This window comes from Paraburkholderia nodosa (assembly GCF_001718195.1).
In the GTDB taxonomy this organism is placed as follows: domain Bacteria; phylum Pseudomonadota; class Gammaproteobacteria; order Burkholderiales; family Burkholderiaceae; genus Paraburkholderia; species Paraburkholderia nodosa_A.
Map to the genome: position 1 here is coordinate 553,869 of NZ_MCNV01000002.1, position 17,665 is coordinate 571,533.

Here is a 17,665-nt window from a genome sequence, read left to right on the forward strand (position 1 = left end):
ATGCGAGCGCTCGCCGTCATTCTCGCCGCTTCACTGTGTGCCTGCACCGTAGGCCCCGACTTCCAGCCGCCGCAGGCCAACGCGCCCGCAGACTGGCATGCGACGCAACGCACGGCGAACGGACCGGGCGGCGCATCGACGCCCACCGTCGAATCGAATCCCGATCCGCAGTGGTGGCGCGGCTTCCGCGACCCCGCGCTCGACGCCCTGATCGAGCGCGCATTGAGCGACAACCCCGATCTGCAGATCGCGGTCGTGCGCATCGCGCAGGCACGCGAACGAACCCAGCAGGCCGCCGCACAAGGCCTGCCGAACGTGCGCGCGAGCGCGAGCTACAAGCGCGAACAACTGGGCGCGAAGGGCCTGCTCGAATCGGCGGGCGTCTACAACAAGGTCGATGCGCTCGGCGCGCCCAACTCGCCCGTCAACCAGATCGCGCCGGGTGCGGGCCCAGGCGTGGAGCGCGGCGCGCAAAGCGCGCTCGACCGGCTCACCGCGCCCGTGGACCTGTGGCAAGCGGGCTTCGACGCGTCATGGGAACTCGACCTCTTCGGGCGCGTGCGACGCTCCGTCGAAGCCGCAAATGCGCAGGCCGATGTCGCGCTCGAGTCGCAACGCGATGCGCAGGTCTCGCTGGAAGCCGAAGTGGCCGAGACCTATCTGCAGCTGCGCGGCGCCCAGATGCTGCACGCGACGGCCCAGAACCTCGTCGCCGAGCAGCGCGAGACCGAGGACCTCGCGCGCAGCGCCGCGATGCACGGCCTCGAAAGCGAACTCGATGTCGCGCGCGCGCACGCCGAGCGTACGCAAACCGAGGCGCTGCTGCCGCAATACGATCAGCAGATCGCGCAGTCGCTCAACGCGCTCGCGGTGCTGGTAGGCGAAGCGCCGGGTGCGCTCGACACCGAACTCACGCCGCCCGGCATACTGCCCGGCACGCCGCCCGCAGTGCCGGTCGGGCTGCCCGCCACGCTCGCGCGCCGGCGCCCCGACATCCGCCGCGCCGAAGCTTCGCTGCACGCGGCCACGGCCAACGTGGGCGTGGCCGTGGCGCAGTTCTATCCGGACATCTCGCTCACCGGGCAGGTCGGCACGCGCGCGACCTCGCCGCACGATCTCACGCACTGGGCGAACCTTTTCTGGTCATGGGGGCCGAGCGTATCGCTGCCCGTCTTCCAGGGCGGCGCGCTCGTGTCGAACTTGCGGCTGTCGAAGCTCCAGCAGGTCGAAGCCGCGCTCGATTACCGCAAAACCGTGCTCGATGCGCTGCGCGACGTGAACAACGCGCTCGATGTGTATCGCACCGATCAGACGCGCCTCGTCTCGCTCGACGAGAGCGCGGCAGCCCAGCGCCACGCGTTCGATCTCGCACGCGAGAGCTATCGCAAGGGCATTGTCTCGTTCATCGACGTGCTCGATGCGCAGCGCCAACTGAGCAGCGCCGAGCAGAACGCGCAGCAGGAGCAACTGCAGGTATGCACCGACCTCGTGGCGTTGTACAAGGCGCTGGGCGGCGGGTGGGAGCAAGCGGGGCCGATCGCCTCGTCCGCCCCTCCACCGCCGCGCTAATCGAGCAGCTTTGCCGCCATTCGCCGGCGCTTCTTGCGTTCGCGACGCAGCGTCGCGAGCGCGGCATCGGCCTTCGCACCGTCCGGGAAGATCTCGCGATGTTGGGCGAGCAGCTGTTCGCTCGCGACCGCATCGTTTAGCTTGCCGAAACGATCCTGAAGTTTCTTGAGCGACTTCATACCCCGGTTTTCGCGGCGCGGCAGTATCGATCCGAAGAACTCGAGCAGATAGCGCAGGCGCTTCGCCCCCTTGCGCACCTCGTGCCACGAGGCGTAATCGCGGCGTTTTGCGCTGCGCGCTCGCCGCATGCGCTTAGCCAGCGACCGGCGCGCCGCTCGCACGCGTTCGCGCGCGAGGCGCTTGAGCGGCGTGCGGCGCGGCGACGTGTTCAACGCCCGGTTCACCTCATGCAGCATGTCGCGCAGCGCGTGTTTGAGATCGGCGGCAGAGAGCGTCTGCCGGGCGTGCTCGCGCGCCGCTTGTCGTACCGGCGCAAGGTGCCCGTTCGCGAGTGCGCCGCCGTCCGTGCCGAGCAGCGCGACGGCAATGTCCCAATCGCGCACCTCGCCCGCGGCCGACGCCGCACGCTTGAGAAACGCCCGCTGCGGCTCGATCCTCGCGCGCCCGAGCAGCGGCCGCCACGCCCACAACAGCGTGCGCAGCCGCCGCAACGCGACGCGCAGCTGGTGCATCGTTTCCGGCTCGGTGTCGAGCGCGGTGACACGCGCAAGCGCTTCCCTCACCAGCGGCTGCGCATAGCGCGAAAACTGCGATTGCGCGTCGCTGCGCGCGTTCTTCGATCGTGTAGCCGGCTTGTCCATTTGCTTGTGCCCTCCCGTTGACGCTCACGCCGGCACCGCCAGCGTCTGCGCCACGCGCGACCATACGCGATGCTGCCCCGCCGCTTCGATGAATTCCTTGAGCACGCGCTCGAGTTCGGCTTCATCGCCGTTCGCGACGCCGTCCGCGTGATCGGGCAACTGCGCGGCGGACAGCACGAGCCGCCCCGTCTCGACCGAGCCGATCGCCTTCAGATGCTTGAACGCTTCGAGCACGAAGTGACGCGCATCGCCCGACTGCGTCAATGCCTCCGTGGCCTTCTCGCCGCCGGGGACGAACACCGCGTCGAACATGACGGAGGGCATGCCGGTGATAGTCGCATCGGGCGCGAGATCGCCGATCGGCGCGAGCGTGGGCGCGATGACGAGCGCCGTTGCGCCCTCCAGCGCAAAGGCATCGCGCAGCCGCGTGAGCATGGCGGGGTCCGCGCCGGGCGCGGTGAGCAAGGCGATCTTGCGCGCCTTGATGCCGGGCTGCACGCGGTTGAGCAGGCTGAGCGCGGGCGAACTGGCCGTGCGCGGCTTGCCTGGTTTGGCGCCGGCTTTTGGTTTCGGCAAGCCGAGCGCTTGCGCCACGCTCGCAGCGAGGTCCGCGTCGATGTTCGCGAGAATGGCGTTGACCTGGCGTTCGCGTATTTCGGGCTTCGTGACCTTGCCCAGTTCGAAGGTATAGGCGGCCTTGATATGGTCCTTCTCCGGCTCCGACATGCTGTGGTAGAACATCGTGGCCTGCGAGAAGTGGTCCGCGAACGACTCGCTGCGCACGCGTATCTTCACGCCGTCCATGCGTTCCTGGTAGCTTTCGAAGCCGCCGTCCTTCGGCTGCGTTTCCTTCGGCCACCCGCCGCTCACCGAATTCGGTTCGTACGAAGCCTGGCCGACGTTGACGGTTTGCCGGTGCATCGCATCGCGCTGATTGTTCTGGTACGGGCAAACCGGCCGGTTGATCGGAATCTCGTGAAAGTTCGGGCCGCCGAGACGGCTGATCTGCGTATCGGTATAGGAGAACAACCGCCCTTGCAGCAACGGGTCGTTCGTGAAATCGATGCCCGGCACGATATGGCCGGGATGGAACGCGACCTGCTCCGTTTCCGCAAAGAAGTTGTCCGGATTGCGGTTGAGCGTCATCTTGCCGATGATCTTCACCGGCACCTCTTCTTCGGGCACGAGCTTGGTCGGATCGAGCAGATCGAAGTCGAACTTGTGTTCGTCGCTCTCCTCGATGACCTGCACGCCCAGTTCGAACTCGGGATAGGCGCCGCGCTCGATCGCCTCCCACAAGTCGCGCCGATGAAAGTCGGGGTCCTTGCCAGCGATCTTCTGCGCTTCGTCCCACAGCAGCGAGTACGAGCCCAGCACGGGCCGCCAGTGCCACTTGATGAAGCGCGCGTGGCCCTTGGCATTGACGAAGCGAAACGTATGCACTCCGAACCCTTCCATGGTGCGCAGGCTGCGCGGGATCGCGCGGTCGGACATGGCCCAGATGACCGTGTGCGCGCTTTCCGGCACGAGCGAGACGAAGTCCCAGAACGTATCGTGGGCGGTGCCGCCCGTGGGCATTTCGTCGGGGGCCTCGGGCTTCACCGCATGCACGAAGTCGGGGAACTTGATCGCGTCCTGAATGAAGAACACGGGCACGTTGTTGCCCACCAGATCGAAATTGCCCTCGTCTGTGTAGAACTTGGTGGCGAAGCCGCGTATGTCGCGCACGGTGTCCGCCGAGCCGCGCGGCCCCTGCACCGTCGAAAATCGCACGTAGACAGGCGTTTCCTTGGCGGGGTCCTGCAAAAAGCCCGCGCGCGTGAGTTCGGCTTGCGACTCGTATACACGAAAAACCCCATGCGCAGCGGAACCGCGCGCGTGCACGATGCGCTCCGGAATCCGTTCGTGGTCGAAGTGCGTGATTTTCTCGCGCATGATGAAGTCTTCGAGCAGCGAAGGGCCGCGCGCACCTGCACGCAAGGTGTTCTGGTTATCGGCGATCTTCACGCCCTGGTTGGTGCGCAGCGCCTCGCCGTCCGCATGCGCGCGAAACGATTCGAGGCTCTGCGATTTCGCGTCGGTGGGCTGATGCTTGCCTTGAGGGCTTCTGTGTTTTGTCATGGGGTGGCTCCTGGTGAGTGTTCCGAATGGCTCGCCACAAGGTGAAGGCGAGCGACAACATCATCCGGAGCGCAAGCGATGTGCCCTCGCAATCGCGCCGGCGCACGCGCGCAGGGGGCATGCGATTTGCGCGCCCGCAATAAGGGGGTGAACGGGAGCGCACGATGGCTGCATGGACCAAGACGATAGACGTTGCGGCGCGCGACATCCCGGGGTTCTGATGGAGCGCGGCGCGACTGGGCAGGCCAGCGTGAAGGTCCCGCGCGCCGTCTACTACGCGCTCGCGTCCAACGTCGTGGTGGCGCTGTGCAAGTTCGCCGCCGCGGCCTACACGAATTCGGGCGCCACGCTTGCCGAGGCCGCGCACTCCAGCGCCGACTGCCTGAATCAGTTTTTGCTCATCGCGGGCCGGCGCGCGGCCCGCAACCGGCCCGACGAACAGCATCCGCTTGGCTTTGGCCGCGAGACGCACTTCTACGCCATGCTCGTCGCGCTGCAGTTTTTCTTCGTGGGCGGCCTGCTTTCGATGGCGATCGGTGCATGGCGGCTCTGGCATCACAGCGGCGTCGATCATGTGCAGATCGCGCTGGGCGTGCTGGCCGTTGCGGCGCTCGCCGAGGGCACCGCGTTGCGCGCATCGATCCGCTCCGTCGACCGGCGGCGCCGCGCGGGCGGTCTATGGCGCTGGTTTCGCGAAACCGGCGAACTGGAGAACATGCTCTCGATCGGCGAGGACGCCGCGGCGCTCGCAAGCCTCGTCGTCTCGATTGCCGGCACGGGGCTGGCCGCCCTCACCGGCTGGCCGGGCTTCGACGCGCTCGGCAGCATCGGCGTGGGCGGCGTGATGATGGCGGCGGCCGTGTTCGCGCTTCGCGAGATCAAGTCGCTGATCGTGGGCGAAGCGGCGCGCGCGAGCGTGCGCCGGGACATGCGCGCGTGGCTCGAAGCGCGCCCCGAGATCGGCCGCGTGGTCAGCCTCGTCGTGCTGCGCTGGTCGGACAGCCTGCTCGTAGCAGTCCAGGCCGAACTCGCCGAGCGCTGCGACGCCGTCGAGCTGGTGCGCATCATCGACCGTGTCGAAAACGACTTGCAGGCGGCGTTTCCTGCGGCGCGCTGGGTGTTTTTCGAGCCCGAGTTGCCGGAACACGGGGAGCATCCGCTATAGGTTTGAGGGCGCGATCGGGCCCCCATACGCACCCGAACTACCAGGCAAGCGCATTGCGCATTGCATGATCGCGACCATTCCAGCCCAACCCGCCCTGATAACGAGGCCGTTATGCACACAGCCACCCGCAACCCCGCGCCGCGCGCACACGACGCAAAGGCGAGGCACGATGACACGCATCTTCGCAGCGAAGCCGTGCCGATCGAACTCACGATCAACGGCGCGCACCACGCGCTGCACGTGGAACCGTGGACCAGCCTGCTCGACCTGCTGCGCGAGCAGCTTCATCTCACCGGCACGAAGAAAGGTTGCGATCACGGCCAATGCGGCGCGTGCACGGTGCTCGTGAACGGCGTGCGCATCAACGCGTGTCTCGCGCTCGCCGTGTCGCACGACGGCGCGGACGTCACGACGATCGAGGGACTCGCGCAAGACGGCGCGCTGCACCCCGTGCAGCAGGCCTTCATCGACCACGATGCGTTTCAGTGCGGCTACTGCACGCCGGGCCAGATCTGCTCGGCCGTGGGGCTGCTCGCCGAAGGCCACGCGCATTGCCGCGACGACGTGCGCGAGCAAATGAGCGGCAATCTTTGCCGCTGCGGGGCATACGTGAACATCGCGAACGCCGTGGAAGGCGTGCGCCGCGCGCAGGACCTCGCCGGCGGCGAAGAGGACGAAGGAGACGCACCATGAACCGCTTCTCGTACGCGCGCGCGAAGAGCGTGGACGACGCCGTGCGGCTGCACTACGCCACCCCCGGCGCCGAATTCCTCGCCGGTGGCACGAATCTCGTCGATCTGATGCGTGAGGACGTCATGCGCCCCGCCGCGATCATCGACATCACACGGCTGCCGCTGCGCGACATCGAGGCGACGCAGGACGGCGGCTTGCGCATTGGCGCGCTCGCCACCAATAGCGCGCTGGCATGGGACGCGCGCGTGATCGAGCGCTATCCGCTGCTCGCGCAGGCGCTGCTCGCCGGGGCGTCCGCGCAGATCCGCAACGCGGCGACCGTGGGCGGCAATCTGCTCCAGCGCACGCGCTGCCTCTACTTCTACGATCCCGCCACGTGCTGCAACAAGCGCGCGCCGGGCACCGGCTGCGCCGCGCTGGACGGCGTCAACCGCATGCACGCGATCTTCGGCGCGAGCGAACACTGCATCGCCACGCATCCATCGGACATGTGCGTCGCGCTCGAAGCGCTCGACGCCACGCTGCACGTGGCGGGCCGGCGCGGCACGCGCACGCTGCCCTTCGACAGCCTGCACCGCCTGCCCGGTCACACACCGCACCGCGAAACGACGCTCGCCGACGAGGAACTCATCACCGCCGTCGAATTGCCGCGCGAGGGCTATGCGCAGCACTTCACCTATCTGAAGCTGCGCGATCGCCAGTCGTATGCGTTCGCGCTCGTTTCGGTCGCGCTCGGCGTGCGCGTGGAGGACGGCACGATGCGCGCGCTAGGCTGCGCGCTGGGCGGCGTCGCGCACAAGCCCTGGCGGGATCGCGAAGCGGAACAGCGTCTGATCGGCCGCGCTGTCGACGATACACGCGCCATCGAACGCTACGCCGACGCCGTGGTCGCGCACGCCGACCCGCGTCCCGGCAATGCGTTCAAGGTGGATCTCGCGCGACGTGCGATCGTGCGCGCATTCGAACAGGCGCTGGCGCCCCGAGCCGAGGGCGATGGCGCAGAAGACTCCGGGGAGGAATCAGCATGAGTACCGCCTATGAAGCTCGCCGCGACGCGAGCCCGGTCGCACGCATCGGCGCGCCGCTCTCGCGCGTGGATGGCCGCAGCAAGGTCACGGGCGCCGCGCGCTACGCCGCCGAGTTCACGGCCACAGGGCTCGTGCACGGCGCGGTCGTCAACGCCACCATCGCGCGCGGCAAGATCGTCGCCATCGACGCGTCCGCGGCGCTCGCGCTGCCAGGCGTGCTGCACGTGCTCACGCACGAGAACCGCCCCACGCTCGCCGAAGACGACGCGGCCTGGAAGGATCAGATCGCACCGGGCGGCAAGCCGTTTCGCCCGCTCGCCGACACGCACGTCGCCTTCGCGGGCCAGCCCGTCGCGCTCGTGGTGGCGCAGACGCCCGAACTCGCGCACTACGCGGCTTCGCTCGTGCGCGTGCGTTATCGCAGCGAGGCGCATCAGACCGAACTGGCCCGCGCCCTGGAGCATGCGGTCGCCCCCTCCACCGAGAAGGGCGGCTTCGAGCCGCCGCCGGCACCGCGCGGCCACGCGTACCGGGCGCTCGCGCGCGCCCCCGCCCGCACCGACGCGTTTTACAGCATACCCGCGGAGTTTCATCAGCCTATGGAGATGCACGGCTGCACCGTCGTGCCTTCCGCCGACGGGCGTTACATCGTCTACGAAAAGACTCAAGGCGTGAGCAATACTCAGCAGTACCTGATGAAGGTCTTCGGCCTGTCTCAGGACCGCGTACGCGTGATTTCGCCGTTCGTGGGCGGCGCGTTTGGCTCCGGCCTGCGGCCGCAATACCATCTGCCGCTGGCGATGATGGCGGCGCGCGTGCTGCGCCTGCCCGTGCGCGTGGCGCTCACGCGCGCGCAGATGTTCACCTTCGGACACCGGCCCGCCTCGATCCAGCACGTTGCGCTTGCCGCGCAACGCGATGGCCGCCTCGAAGCGATCATCCACGAAGCCGTGGGAGAAACCTCGCAGTTCGAGGACTTCACTGACGTGGTCGTCAACTGGTCGGGCCGGCTGTATCGCGCGCCGCACGTCCAGCTCGGCTACAAGCTTGGGCGGCTCGACGTGTACACGCCGCTCGATATGCGTGCGCCCGGCGCCGCGCAAGGTCTCTACGCGCTCGAATGCGCCATGGACGAACTGGCCGTCGCGCTGGACATGGACCCGCTCGAACTGCGCATCCGCAACTACGCCGACGAGGACGCGAACAAGCAGTTGCCGTATTCGAGCAAGGCGCTGCTCGACTGCTACGCGCAAGGCGCCGAGCGTTTTGGCTGGGGCGCGCGCATTGCCACGCCGCGCGCCATGCGCGAGGGCCACGAACTGGTGGGCTATGGCATGGCCACGGGCATCTGGGAAGCGCTGCAGACCGAAGCGACCGTGCGCGCCGTGCTCAATGCGCAAGGCCGTCTCGAACTCGCCAGCGCCACGGCCGATATCGGCACCGGCACCTACACCGCCATTTCGCAGATCGCCGCCGACGCGCTGCACATGGCCATCGACGATGTCGAGTTCACGCTCGGCGACACATCGCTACCGCCCGCGCCGATCGAAGGCGGCTCGTGGACCGTGGCTTCCGTGGGCAGCGCCGCATCGCTCGCCTGCACGCAGCTGCGCTCGCGCCTCGCACAACTGTTGCCCGCGCACGGCGGCGTGGCGTTCGCCAATCTCGACCCCGGCATGCTGGACGAAGCGCTCGTGATCGAAGGCGGTGAGGTGAGGTTGAGCGAGAGCGCCGGCCGGCCCGAAACGCGCGCCCGCATTGCCGACGTTCTCGCCGACGCGGGCATGAAAACGCTCGAAGCGCAGGTCACACTGAAGCCCGAGGCGCTCCAGAAGCAGTATTCCATGGCGACGCATTCGGCCGTGTTCGCCGAAGTGCGCGTGGACGAAGCGCTCGGCATGGTGCGCGTGGCGCGCGTGGTGAGCGCCGTTGCGGCGGGCCGCATCGTCAACCCGAAGACGGCCGCGAACCAGATCGCCGGGGGCGTGGTATGGGGCATCGGTATGGCGTTGCACGAAGAAGCGCAGTTCGACCATACGCTCGGGCGCATCATGAATCACAACCTCGCGGAATATCACGTGCCAGTGAATCGCGACGTCGGCGAGATCGACGTGCTGTTCGTGGACGAGCACGACGACGTGGTGAACCCACTCGGCGCGAAGGGGGTGGGCGAGATTGGCGTGGTGGGCGTGGCCGCCGCCGTGGCGAACGCGATCTACAACGCCACGGGCAAGCGCGTGCGCGATCTGCCGATCACGCTCGACAAGCTGCTGTGAGGCACACGCGCGAGACATCATGAATGCCACCCGATTGACGCGCCTCGAAGCGCGCGCCTATACGATCCCCACCGACCTGCCCGAAGCGGACGGCACCATCGCCTGGCGTTCCACCACGCTCGTGCTGGTTGAAATCGATGCGCTCGGCTTCACCGGCGTGGGCTATACCTATGCGCATGCGGGCGCCACAGCGCTCGTGGAGAGCGTGCTCGGCGACGCCGTGCGCCAGCACGACCTCTTCGACACCGCGCGCATCAACCTCGAAATGCAGCGGGCCGTGCGCAACATCGGCCGGCCGGGCCTCGCGGCCTGCGCAATATCGGCCGTCGATGCCGCGCTCTGGGACCTCAAGGCGAAGGCGCTCGGCATCCCGCTGTGCGCGCTGCTCGGCATGCAGCGCGAGCGCGTGCCGGTGTACGGCAGCGGCGGCTTCACGAGCTACGACCTGAAAACGCTCACGAAGCAGTTGCGCGGCTGGGTCGAGAACGACGGCTGCGCGTGGGTCAAGATGAAAGTCGGCTCGCACCCGGCCGACGATCCGGCGCGCGTGGCGGCGGCGCGCGAGGCGATAGGCAGCACGGCGGGCCTGTTCGTCGACGCCAACGGCGCCTATGAGATCGAGGAGGCGCAGCGGCTCGCGCAATGCTTCGCGCAAGAGGACGTGCAGTGGTTCGAAGAGCCGCTTTCTTCGGACGACCGCCGCGGCCTCGCCGCGCTGCGCGCCGCCCTGCCCGCGCGCATGGCGCTCGCCGCGGGCGAATACGGCTATACGGCAGACGACTTCCGCGCGCTGCTGGAAACCCACGCCGTGGATGTGCTTCAGGCCGACGCCACGCGCTGCTGCGGCATCACCGGCTTTCTGCAGGCCGACGCGCTGTGCGATGCGTGGCATACGCCGCTCTCGGCGCATTGCGCGCCGGCGCTGCATCTGCATGTAGCATGCTCGGCGCGGCGCCTCGTGCATATTGAATGGTTTCACGATCACGCGCGCATCGAGGCCATGCTGTTCGAGGGCGCGCCGCGCCTGCACGCCGGACATATCGCGCCCGACCTCGCGCGCCACGGCCATGGCCTGACGTTCCGGCACGCCGACGCCGAACGCTACGCGGTGCGCTGACGCGCAGTCATTCAACTGTCAGGTGGCCGCGCGGGCACCTGCTGCCAGCCGCCTGGGCAGGTCCGCACGTACGGGTAGTAGGTCTGCGACGCGACGCAGTAGTACCACACGCCGTATGGCGCCTCGCCGCCCTGGCCGCCCTGGCCGGCTTGATCGCCTTGCCCGTACTGCTCGTTTTGATCGTACATATTGGCGCCGCCGTACTGGGGCTCGACCTGGGCCTGACCCTGGCCTTGTTCGATCCACTGCGTGGGCTGCGAGAAGTCGCCGGAAACGTAGGGGTAGTAGACGCTCGCGACGTACGGCGGATAGTAGTACGGATAGAACGGAGAGCCGTAGATGAAGCCGGGGCCGAAGTAGAAGCCGACGCTCGCCGATCCGCAACAGCCATACCAGCCGTGATAGTGGCCGCCGTGATACCAGCCGTAGCCGTGGTAGTAGCCGCCATGGTAGTAGCCGCCGTGGTAATAACCGCCGTGATACCAGGCGCCGCCGTTATAGCCACCGTGGTAGCCGCCGCTCCAGCCGCTGCTGTGATTCGCGCCGCCGTAGCCGCCTCCCCAGCCGCCGCCGCCACCGCCGCCCCAGCCGCCACCGCCGCCATGCACCCAACCGCCGCCTCGACCCGCGCTTGCCCCGGCGCTGATGCATAGCGCCACGAGCACGAGCAGGAGTCTGCACAATTCACGCGCTTTCATGATGCTTACCCCGGTAGCCGCTGACCGAAACGCTGACCGATAGCCGTCTGGCTTCATAGATTAGTTTAGGCGTCGGAAGCCCATTTTTCCTGTGCGGGCGAACACGGCGCGCTACGGCTCGCGCCAGTCGTCCTGCCGCGCGATGATGGCCGCACCGATGAGTCCGCCGTCCTGCCGGAACGCGCCCGGAACGACGACGCGTTCGCGAAACCGCCGCAGCGTGCGCTTGCGCACGGCCGCGTCCAGCGCGTCGATCAATGGGGCCACATTTGAAAGGCCGCCGCAAACCGGGACGACCGAAGCGCCCGTGATGTTGACCACGGCCGCGAGCGGCTCCGATACCAGCGCGAGCCACGCGCAAACGGTGCGCCTCGCGCGCTCGCCGCCTTGCTGCCAGTCGTCGAGAACGGTGTGGCTGTCTTTCTGCTCGTCGTTCAGGAGTGCGTGGAGCCGTTCCAGACCGCGTGCCGCGCCGATGGTGTCGACGCAGCCCACTCGCCCGCAGCCGCAACGCAATGCCATCACGGGCTCCGCGTGGCCCATGCCGTCGAAGTCGACGCGCGCGCTGACCGACAGCCCGTGGCCCCACTCTCCCGCTATGCCGCTCGCGCCGCCCACCACGCGGCCGCCCACGACCAGCCCGCCGCCGACACCCGAGCCGAGGACCACGCCGAACACGACATCGTGGCCGGCACCCGCGCCCTCGACGGCCTCGGCCAACGCGAGGCAGTCCGCGTCGTTTGCAATGCGTATGCGCCGCTTGAGCCGGGAGGACAACTCCGCGCCGAGCACGCGGCCCGAGACACAGGGGACGTTGGACGCGCAAATCACGCCGCTTGCGGGATCGATCGCGCCTGCCATCGAGATGACGAGAGGCGAGCGGGTCTCGCCAATATGCCGGGCCGCCAGGGCTTCGAGGGTCGCGCCGAACGCCTCCCAACTGTCGACGGGGGTCGGCACGCTTTCGACGAGGCGCACGCTGCGCGGACGGTCCGATACACCGAGCCTGATGTAGGAGCCGCCGATGTCCGCGACAAAGACGCGTGAGTGTTGCCCTTGTTCAACGCTGGTGTCTGGCACCCTGGCTCCTCGTTAAGTGCATCGGCGACGCCAGCCTTTGGTTTCAGCGGGCGCGCACGAAATGATGCTCTATCTTCGCGCGCAACACGCCGTCGACGGCCGCGAGCTGTTCGCGCAGCCGGGCCGCCCGCCGTTCGGTCATGTCGCCAAATACGATTTTTTGCTCGAGCACGTCGCCGAAGCGGGTCACGGCCCATCGGTCGACGACCACCTGTTCGCCGTCGAGCACGCCGGCGGCGGTCGACACGACGCCGAGATCCAGACCGGACACCAGATGCACGGTGTGAGTGAGCGTGAAACCGGGGAGGCAGTGCGACAGGTCTTCACAGACGGTCGAAGAGGAGGAGATATCTTGATGCATGGTGGCTCCGGATGAAAGTTGATCGAACCGGTGCCAGCCAGGCTGTTCCCGTTTCGTTGCCGTGAATCGGCCGCATCGCCTCGAGGGCTTCCACCTTGCCCGGGAGGGCAGGTTGGCGTCGGTCAGTCCGACTCTGGATGCTTTGCTGCTGCGTGGTTTTTCTTGTTCGATATTCCGAACGAGCTTTCATTATACCGAAATCAGGACGCCGGGCAAGAAGTGCGGCCACCCGGCTCTCCCGGCCCGCAAGCTACTTCCTGGGCACTGCGCCACGCGATTCGACCGCCCTGAGGAAATCGAAATCGGCGCCCTTGTCTGCCTGGGTCACGGCGTCGAGAAAGAGCTTGTGATAACCGCGGCTTGCCGTGGGCGCAGTCACCGGGTTCGCCTGCGCCCGGCGCCGCAGTTCTTCGTCGTCCACGAGCAGCGTAATCTCGCGGTTGGCCACGCTCAAGCGGATGCTGTCGCCGTTACGGACCTGCGCCAGCGGGCCGCCGATGGCAGCTTCCGGCGTGACGTGCAGCACGATGGTTCCGAATGCCGTGCCGCTCATGCGTCCGTCCGAAATCCGCACCATGTCCTTCACCCCGGCCCGCGCCAGCTTCTTCGGGATCGGGATGTAGCCGGCCTCGGGCATGCCCGGCGCGCCTTTGGGTCCGATGCGTTTGAGGACGATCACGTCGTCGGCGTGGACGTCGAGATCATCGGAGTCGATACGGTTCGCCATATCGGTCGCGTCCTCGAACACCACGGCGCGGCCCTCGTGCTCCATGAGCGCCGCCGAGGCGGCCGATTGCTTGATGACCGCGCCACCCGGCGCGAGATTGCCGCGCAGCACGGCCAGGCCGCCCTGCGGGTAAATGGGCGCGCTGAGCGGCTTCACCACGTCCTGCGCGAAGCGCGGCCCGGCGCGCTCCATCTCTTCCCCGAGGGTGCGGCCGGTCACGGTCATGGCGTCGAGATGCAGCAAGGGCTTCAGTTCGTGAAGCAGCGTGGCCATACCGCCCGCCCGATGAAAATCTTCCATGTAGTGCTCGCCGGACGGCTTCAGGTTGAGCAGCACGGGCGTTTCGCGGCCCATACGGTCCACGGCGTCCAGATCGATGTCGAAGCCCATGCGCCCGGCAATCGCTGCGAGATGCACGATGCCGTTGGTCGACCCGCCGATGGCCAGCAGCACCCGCAAGCCGTTTTCGAACGACTCGGCGCTGAGCACCTGGTCGATGGTGAGCCGCCGTCGCGCCATCTCCACGACTTGCGCGCCGGTCTGCTCGGCCACGCGCATGCGGTCCGAGCTCACCGCTGGAGGCGAGGCCCCGCCCGGCATCGTCATGCCCATGGCTTCCGCCACGCAAGCCATCGTGCTGGCCGTGCCCATGACGGCACAGGTGCCGACGCTCGGCACGAGGCGGTCGTTCACCTCGGCGATCTCGTCCGCCGTGACTTCGCCCGCGCGAAACTTGCCCCAGTAGCGGCGACAATCCGTACACGCGCCGACGCGCTCGCCGCGATGCGCGCCCGTCATCATCGACCCGGTAACGAGCTGAATGGCCGGAATGCCCGCCGACGCCGCGCCCATCAACTGGGCGGGCACCGTCTTGTCACAGCCGCCGATGAGCACGACCGCATCCATGGGCTGCGCGCGAATCATCTCCTCCGTATCCATCGACATGAGGTTGCGCATGAACATGCTGGTTGGCTGCGAAAAGCTTTCGTGGATGGAAATGGTCGGGAATTCCATCGGCAAGCCGCCCGCCAGCAGAATGCCGCGCTTGAGCGCCTCGAGAAGCTGAGGCGCGTTGCCATGGCACGGGTTGTACGCGCTGCCCGTGTTGGTGATGCCGATGACGGGTCGCGCCAGCGCGTCGTCGGTATATCCGGCGCCCTTGATGAAGGCCTTGCGAAGGAACAGCGAGAAGTCGGTGTCGCCGTAGTTCGTGAGTCCGCCGCGCATGCCCTGCGGATCATGGGAATCTTTTTCGTCGGGGGAGTGCTTATCGGACATAGCCACCATCCTCGGGTCGGTTCAATCAGCCTGGTCGAAGTTGCCGCCGCCGGTAAGGGTACTGCGAATTGCGCAATCAGCGCGGGGGAGAACGGCGTGACATGAGTACCCACGATATTACAAAACGCCTTCGATGGCGGAATGAACTCAATGCGCGCAAACTCGGTCAGTCAAGGAACCGGACTTGCTCGCTGTATTCATTTCGGCCCACTGAAGCGAAATCATGTCGACGAAACCGACCCACCCCGCGACCCAGCCCTACGCTTCCAACGAAGCTTCCCGCGCGGCCCCCAGCGCGAAAGTGCCTGCGCATCCGCACGGCGCACCGGCCGCGCCCGCCTCGCCCGTTGGCAAGCGTCCCGCACCGCCCTGCACGCTCGTGATCTTCGGCGCGGGCGGCGATCTGACCAAGCGCCTTTTGATGCCGGCGCTCTACAACCTCGCCGTCGACCGCCTGCTCGACGACGGCATGAAGATCATCGGCGTGAATCATGGCGAGCGCGAAACGAAGGCGTGGGTCGACGATCTGCACGCCGCGCTGGAGAAATTCGCCGCCGACAAGGCGAGTACCTTCCACGCCGGCAAGCTCGACGACGAGGCGTGGGACTGGGTCGCGCAGCGGCTCACCTACATGGCAGGCGAATTCGAGGACGACAGCGCATTCGAGCGCCTCGCGCAGCAGCTGAACGGCAAGTCGCGCGGCAACGTCGTGTTCTACCTCGCCGTGGGCGCGCGCTTCTTCAAGCCGATTATCGAGCGTCTCGGCAAGGCGGGGCTGCTCGACGAGGGCAACGACCGCAACGGCGCGTTCCGCCGCATCGTGATCGAAAAGCCCTTCGGCGCCGATCTCGCTTCGGCGCGCGACTTGAACGAGCATGTGCTGCGCTTCGCGAGCGAATCGCAGGTCTATCGCATCGACCACTTCCTCGGCAAGGACACGGTGCAGAGCATACTCGCGCTACGCTTCGCCAACGCCATGTTCGAGCCCGTCTGGCGGCGCGAGTACATCGACAGCGTGCAGATCACGGCTTCGGAAGTGATCGGCGTGGAAGGCCGCGGCAAGTTCTACGAGCAGACCGGCGCGTTTCGCGACATGGTGCCCAATCACCTGTTTCAGCTGCTCGGCATGGTCGCCATGGAGCCGCCCAACTCGTTCGACGCCGAAGCCGTGCGCAACAAGAAGGCCGACATCTTCGATGCGCTCAAGCCGCTCACGCCCGACGACGTGGTGTTCGGTCAATACGCGAAGGGCCCGGCGGGCGTGGGCTACCGCGAAGAACCGGACGTGGCGCAGGACAGCCGCACCGAAACCTATGCCGCCGCGCGCGTGCAGATCGACAACTGGCGCTGGGCGGGCGTGCCGTTCTATCTGCGTACCGGCAAGCGCCTCGCCGCGCGGCGCACGGGGATTTCGGTGCAGCTGAAGAGCGTGCCGTTTCTGCTCTTTCGCGACACGCCGGTCGATACGCTCACGCCCAACGTGCTGACGCTGCGCATCGATCCGTCGCATGGCACGAGCTTCGACTTCAACGTGAAGACGCCGGGGCCAGTCGTGCAGATCGGCCCGGTGCATTCGTCGTTCGACTACGACGACTTCTTCGCGGAGCGTGCCAATGTCGGCTACGAAACCCTGCTCTACGATTGCATGCTCGGCGACCAGACGCTCTTTCAACGCGCCGATGGCATTGAGGCGGCATGGTCGACGGTGGATGGCGTATTGCACCCGGAACTCGACGCCGCGCTTCCCGTGTACGAGTACGCCGCGGGCAGCGAAGGCCCGGCGCAGGCGGATGCACTGCTCGCGCGCGACGGCCGCGCGTGGCGCACCCTCGCGCCGGCGCCGGCGAAGAAGACGTGAACCAGACAGCCAAGGAGAACGTATGACCAAAATCGAAAAAGCGGTCAAGAAAAGCGCTGTGAAAAGCGCGGTAAGTGCAACGCACACCTCGAACGACATCGAAAATATTCTCGCGATCGACGTTGGCGGAACGGGCCTGAAGGCCGCGATCATCGACGCGAGCGGCGCAATGCGCACGCAGCGCGTGCGCGTGGCGACACCGCATCCGTGCCCGCCCGCCTTGCTGGTCGAAACGCTCGCGACGCTCGTCGGCCCGCTGCTCAAGCAGTATCCGGCGACCCACGTTTCGATCGGCTTTCCTGGTGTCGTGCGCAACAATCATGTGATCACGGCGCCGCATCTCGGCCCCGACGACTGGAACGACGTGCCGCTCGCGCAGATGCTCGGCGAGCGCCTGGGCATTGCGTCGGTGCGCATGATCAACGACGCGGAAATGCAGGGCCTCGCCGCGATCGAAGGGCAAGGCCTCGAGTTCGTGATGACGCTCGGCACGGGGGTAGGCACGGCCATGTTCCGTGATGGCGAACTGATGCCGCACCTCGAACTCGCGCATCATCCGGTCAGCCGGAAGCGCGCCTACGACGAGTACATCGGCGACGCCGCGCGCAGCAAGGCGGGGAACAAGCGCTGGAACGCGCGCGTCGAGAAGATCATCGGCATACTCGACTCGCTCGTGCACTACGACAAGCTCTGGATAGGCGGCGGCAACGCGGCGCGCCTCACGTTCGATCTGCCGCCGAACGTGGCCACCGTGCCGAACGACCGCGGCATCGAAGGCGGCGCGCGCCTGTGGCATCCGCGTTCGGTGCGCGAAACGCGGCAGCTGCCCGCGGCCACGCAGCGCGCAGGCAAATTCCGCTAGCGGGATCGCTC

The 17,665-nt window shown here is 67.3% G+C and carries 14 protein-coding genes and 1 riboswitch; of the genes, 8 read left to right on the forward strand and 6 right to left on the reverse strand.

Translation table 11 applies throughout. The annotated features are described in order from the left end of the window. Window positions 1–1,569: an efflux transporter outer membrane subunit gene (locus tag BFD71_RS05775; protein ID WP_069262300.1), complete on the forward strand. Its 1,569-nt coding sequence runs from the start codon at window positions 1–3 to the stop codon at window positions 1,567–1,569. Here the strand turns inward: BFD71_RS05775 and BFD71_RS05780 are convergent. Together BFD71_RS05780 and katE are read right to left on the reverse strand one after the other, a co-directional pair. Beyond that, window positions 1,566–2,390, reverse strand: coding sequence for a CHAD domain-containing protein (locus BFD71_RS05780; RefSeq protein WP_069262301.1), 825 nt, complete (start codon window positions 2,388–2,390; stop codon window positions 1,566–1,568). The two genes, BFD71_RS05775 and BFD71_RS05780, sit on opposite strands and share 4 nt — an antisense overlap. A gap of 24 nt (window positions 2,391–2,414) precedes the next feature. After that, on the reverse strand, window positions 2,415–4,511 hold the full coding sequence (gene katE / locus BFD71_RS05785; RefSeq protein WP_069262302.1) for a catalase HPII: 2,097 nt from the start codon (window positions 4,509–4,511) through the stop codon (window positions 2,415–2,417). 172 nt (window positions 4,512–4,683) lie between these two features. Between katE and BFD71_RS05790 the strand changes: the two genes are divergently transcribed. From BFD71_RS05790 to BFD71_RS05810, 5 genes are all read left to right on the forward strand, one after another. Further along, window positions 4,684–5,676, forward strand: coding sequence for a cation diffusion facilitator family transporter (locus BFD71_RS05790; protein WP_256094502.1), 993 nt, complete (start codon window positions 4,684–4,686; stop codon window positions 5,674–5,676). Between the two features lie 111 nt (window positions 5,677–5,787). Next, on the forward strand, window positions 5,788–6,369 hold the full coding sequence (locus BFD71_RS05795) for a (2Fe-2S)-binding protein (protein WP_069262304.1): 582 nt from the start codon (window positions 5,788–5,790) through the stop codon (window positions 6,367–6,369). Then, complete coding sequence (locus BFD71_RS05800) at window positions 6,366–7,397, forward strand: FAD binding domain-containing protein (protein ID WP_069262305.1); 1,032 nt, start codon at window positions 6,366–6,368, stop codon at window positions 7,395–7,397. The genes BFD71_RS05795 and BFD71_RS05800 overlap by 4 nt, the downstream gene beginning before the upstream one ends. Beyond that, on the forward strand, window positions 7,394–9,673 hold the full coding sequence (locus BFD71_RS05805) for a xanthine dehydrogenase family protein molybdopterin-binding subunit (RefSeq protein ID WP_069262306.1): 2,280 nt from the start codon (window positions 7,394–7,396) through the stop codon (window positions 9,671–9,673). Before BFD71_RS05800 ends, BFD71_RS05805 begins: the two co-directional genes overlap by 4 nt. A 19-nt stretch (window positions 9,674–9,692) precedes the next feature. Continuing rightward, entirely contained in the window at window positions 9,693–10,790 is a 1,098-nt protein-coding gene (locus BFD71_RS05810; RefSeq protein WP_069262307.1) for an enolase C-terminal domain-like protein, read from the forward strand. 11 nt (window positions 10,791–10,801) lie between these two features. On the opposite strand, the gene BFD71_RS41335 is transcribed toward BFD71_RS05810, so the two are convergent. The 4 genes from BFD71_RS41335 to BFD71_RS05830 form a co-directional block, all read right to left on the reverse strand. After that, the gene (locus tag BFD71_RS41335; RefSeq protein ID WP_176732831.1) at window positions 10,802–11,488 is read right to left on the reverse strand and encodes a hypothetical protein; all 687 of its coding nucleotides are present in this window, start codon (window positions 11,486–11,488) and stop codon (window positions 10,802–10,804) included. 111 nt (window positions 11,489–11,599) lie between these two features. Further along, the gene (locus BFD71_RS05820; RefSeq protein WP_069262309.1) at window positions 11,600–12,568 is read right to left on the reverse strand and encodes an ROK family protein; all 969 of its coding nucleotides are present in this window, start codon (window positions 12,566–12,568) and stop codon (window positions 11,600–11,602) included. Window positions 12,569–12,611: 43 nt separating this feature from the next. Beyond that, on the reverse strand, window positions 12,612–12,929 hold the full coding sequence (locus BFD71_RS41340) for a hypothetical protein (protein WP_176732832.1): 318 nt from the start codon (window positions 12,927–12,929) through the stop codon (window positions 12,612–12,614). 42 nt (window positions 12,930–12,971) lie between these two features. Beyond that, a riboswitch (SAM-I-IV-variant riboswitch) is annotated at window positions 12,972–13,075 on the reverse strand. Between the two features lie 104 nt (window positions 13,076–13,179). Beyond that, entirely contained in the window at window positions 13,180–14,934 is a 1,755-nt protein-coding gene (locus tag BFD71_RS05830; protein WP_069262310.1) for an IlvD/Edd family dehydratase, read from the reverse strand. 223 nt (window positions 14,935–15,157) lie between these two features. On the opposite strand from BFD71_RS05830, the gene zwf reads away from it, so the two are divergent. Then, window positions 15,158–16,792 carry a glucose-6-phosphate dehydrogenase gene (gene zwf, locus BFD71_RS05835; RefSeq protein WP_069262311.1) on the forward strand — a complete coding sequence of 545 codons (1,635 nt, stop codon included), beginning with the start codon at window positions 15,158–15,160 and terminating at the stop codon, window positions 16,790–16,792. Window positions 16,793–16,814: 22 nt separating this feature from the next. Continuing rightward, entirely contained in the window at window positions 16,815–17,654 is an 840-nt protein-coding gene (locus tag BFD71_RS05840; protein ID WP_083245078.1) for an ROK family protein, read from the forward strand. Window positions 17,655–17,665 lie beyond the last annotated feature (11 nt).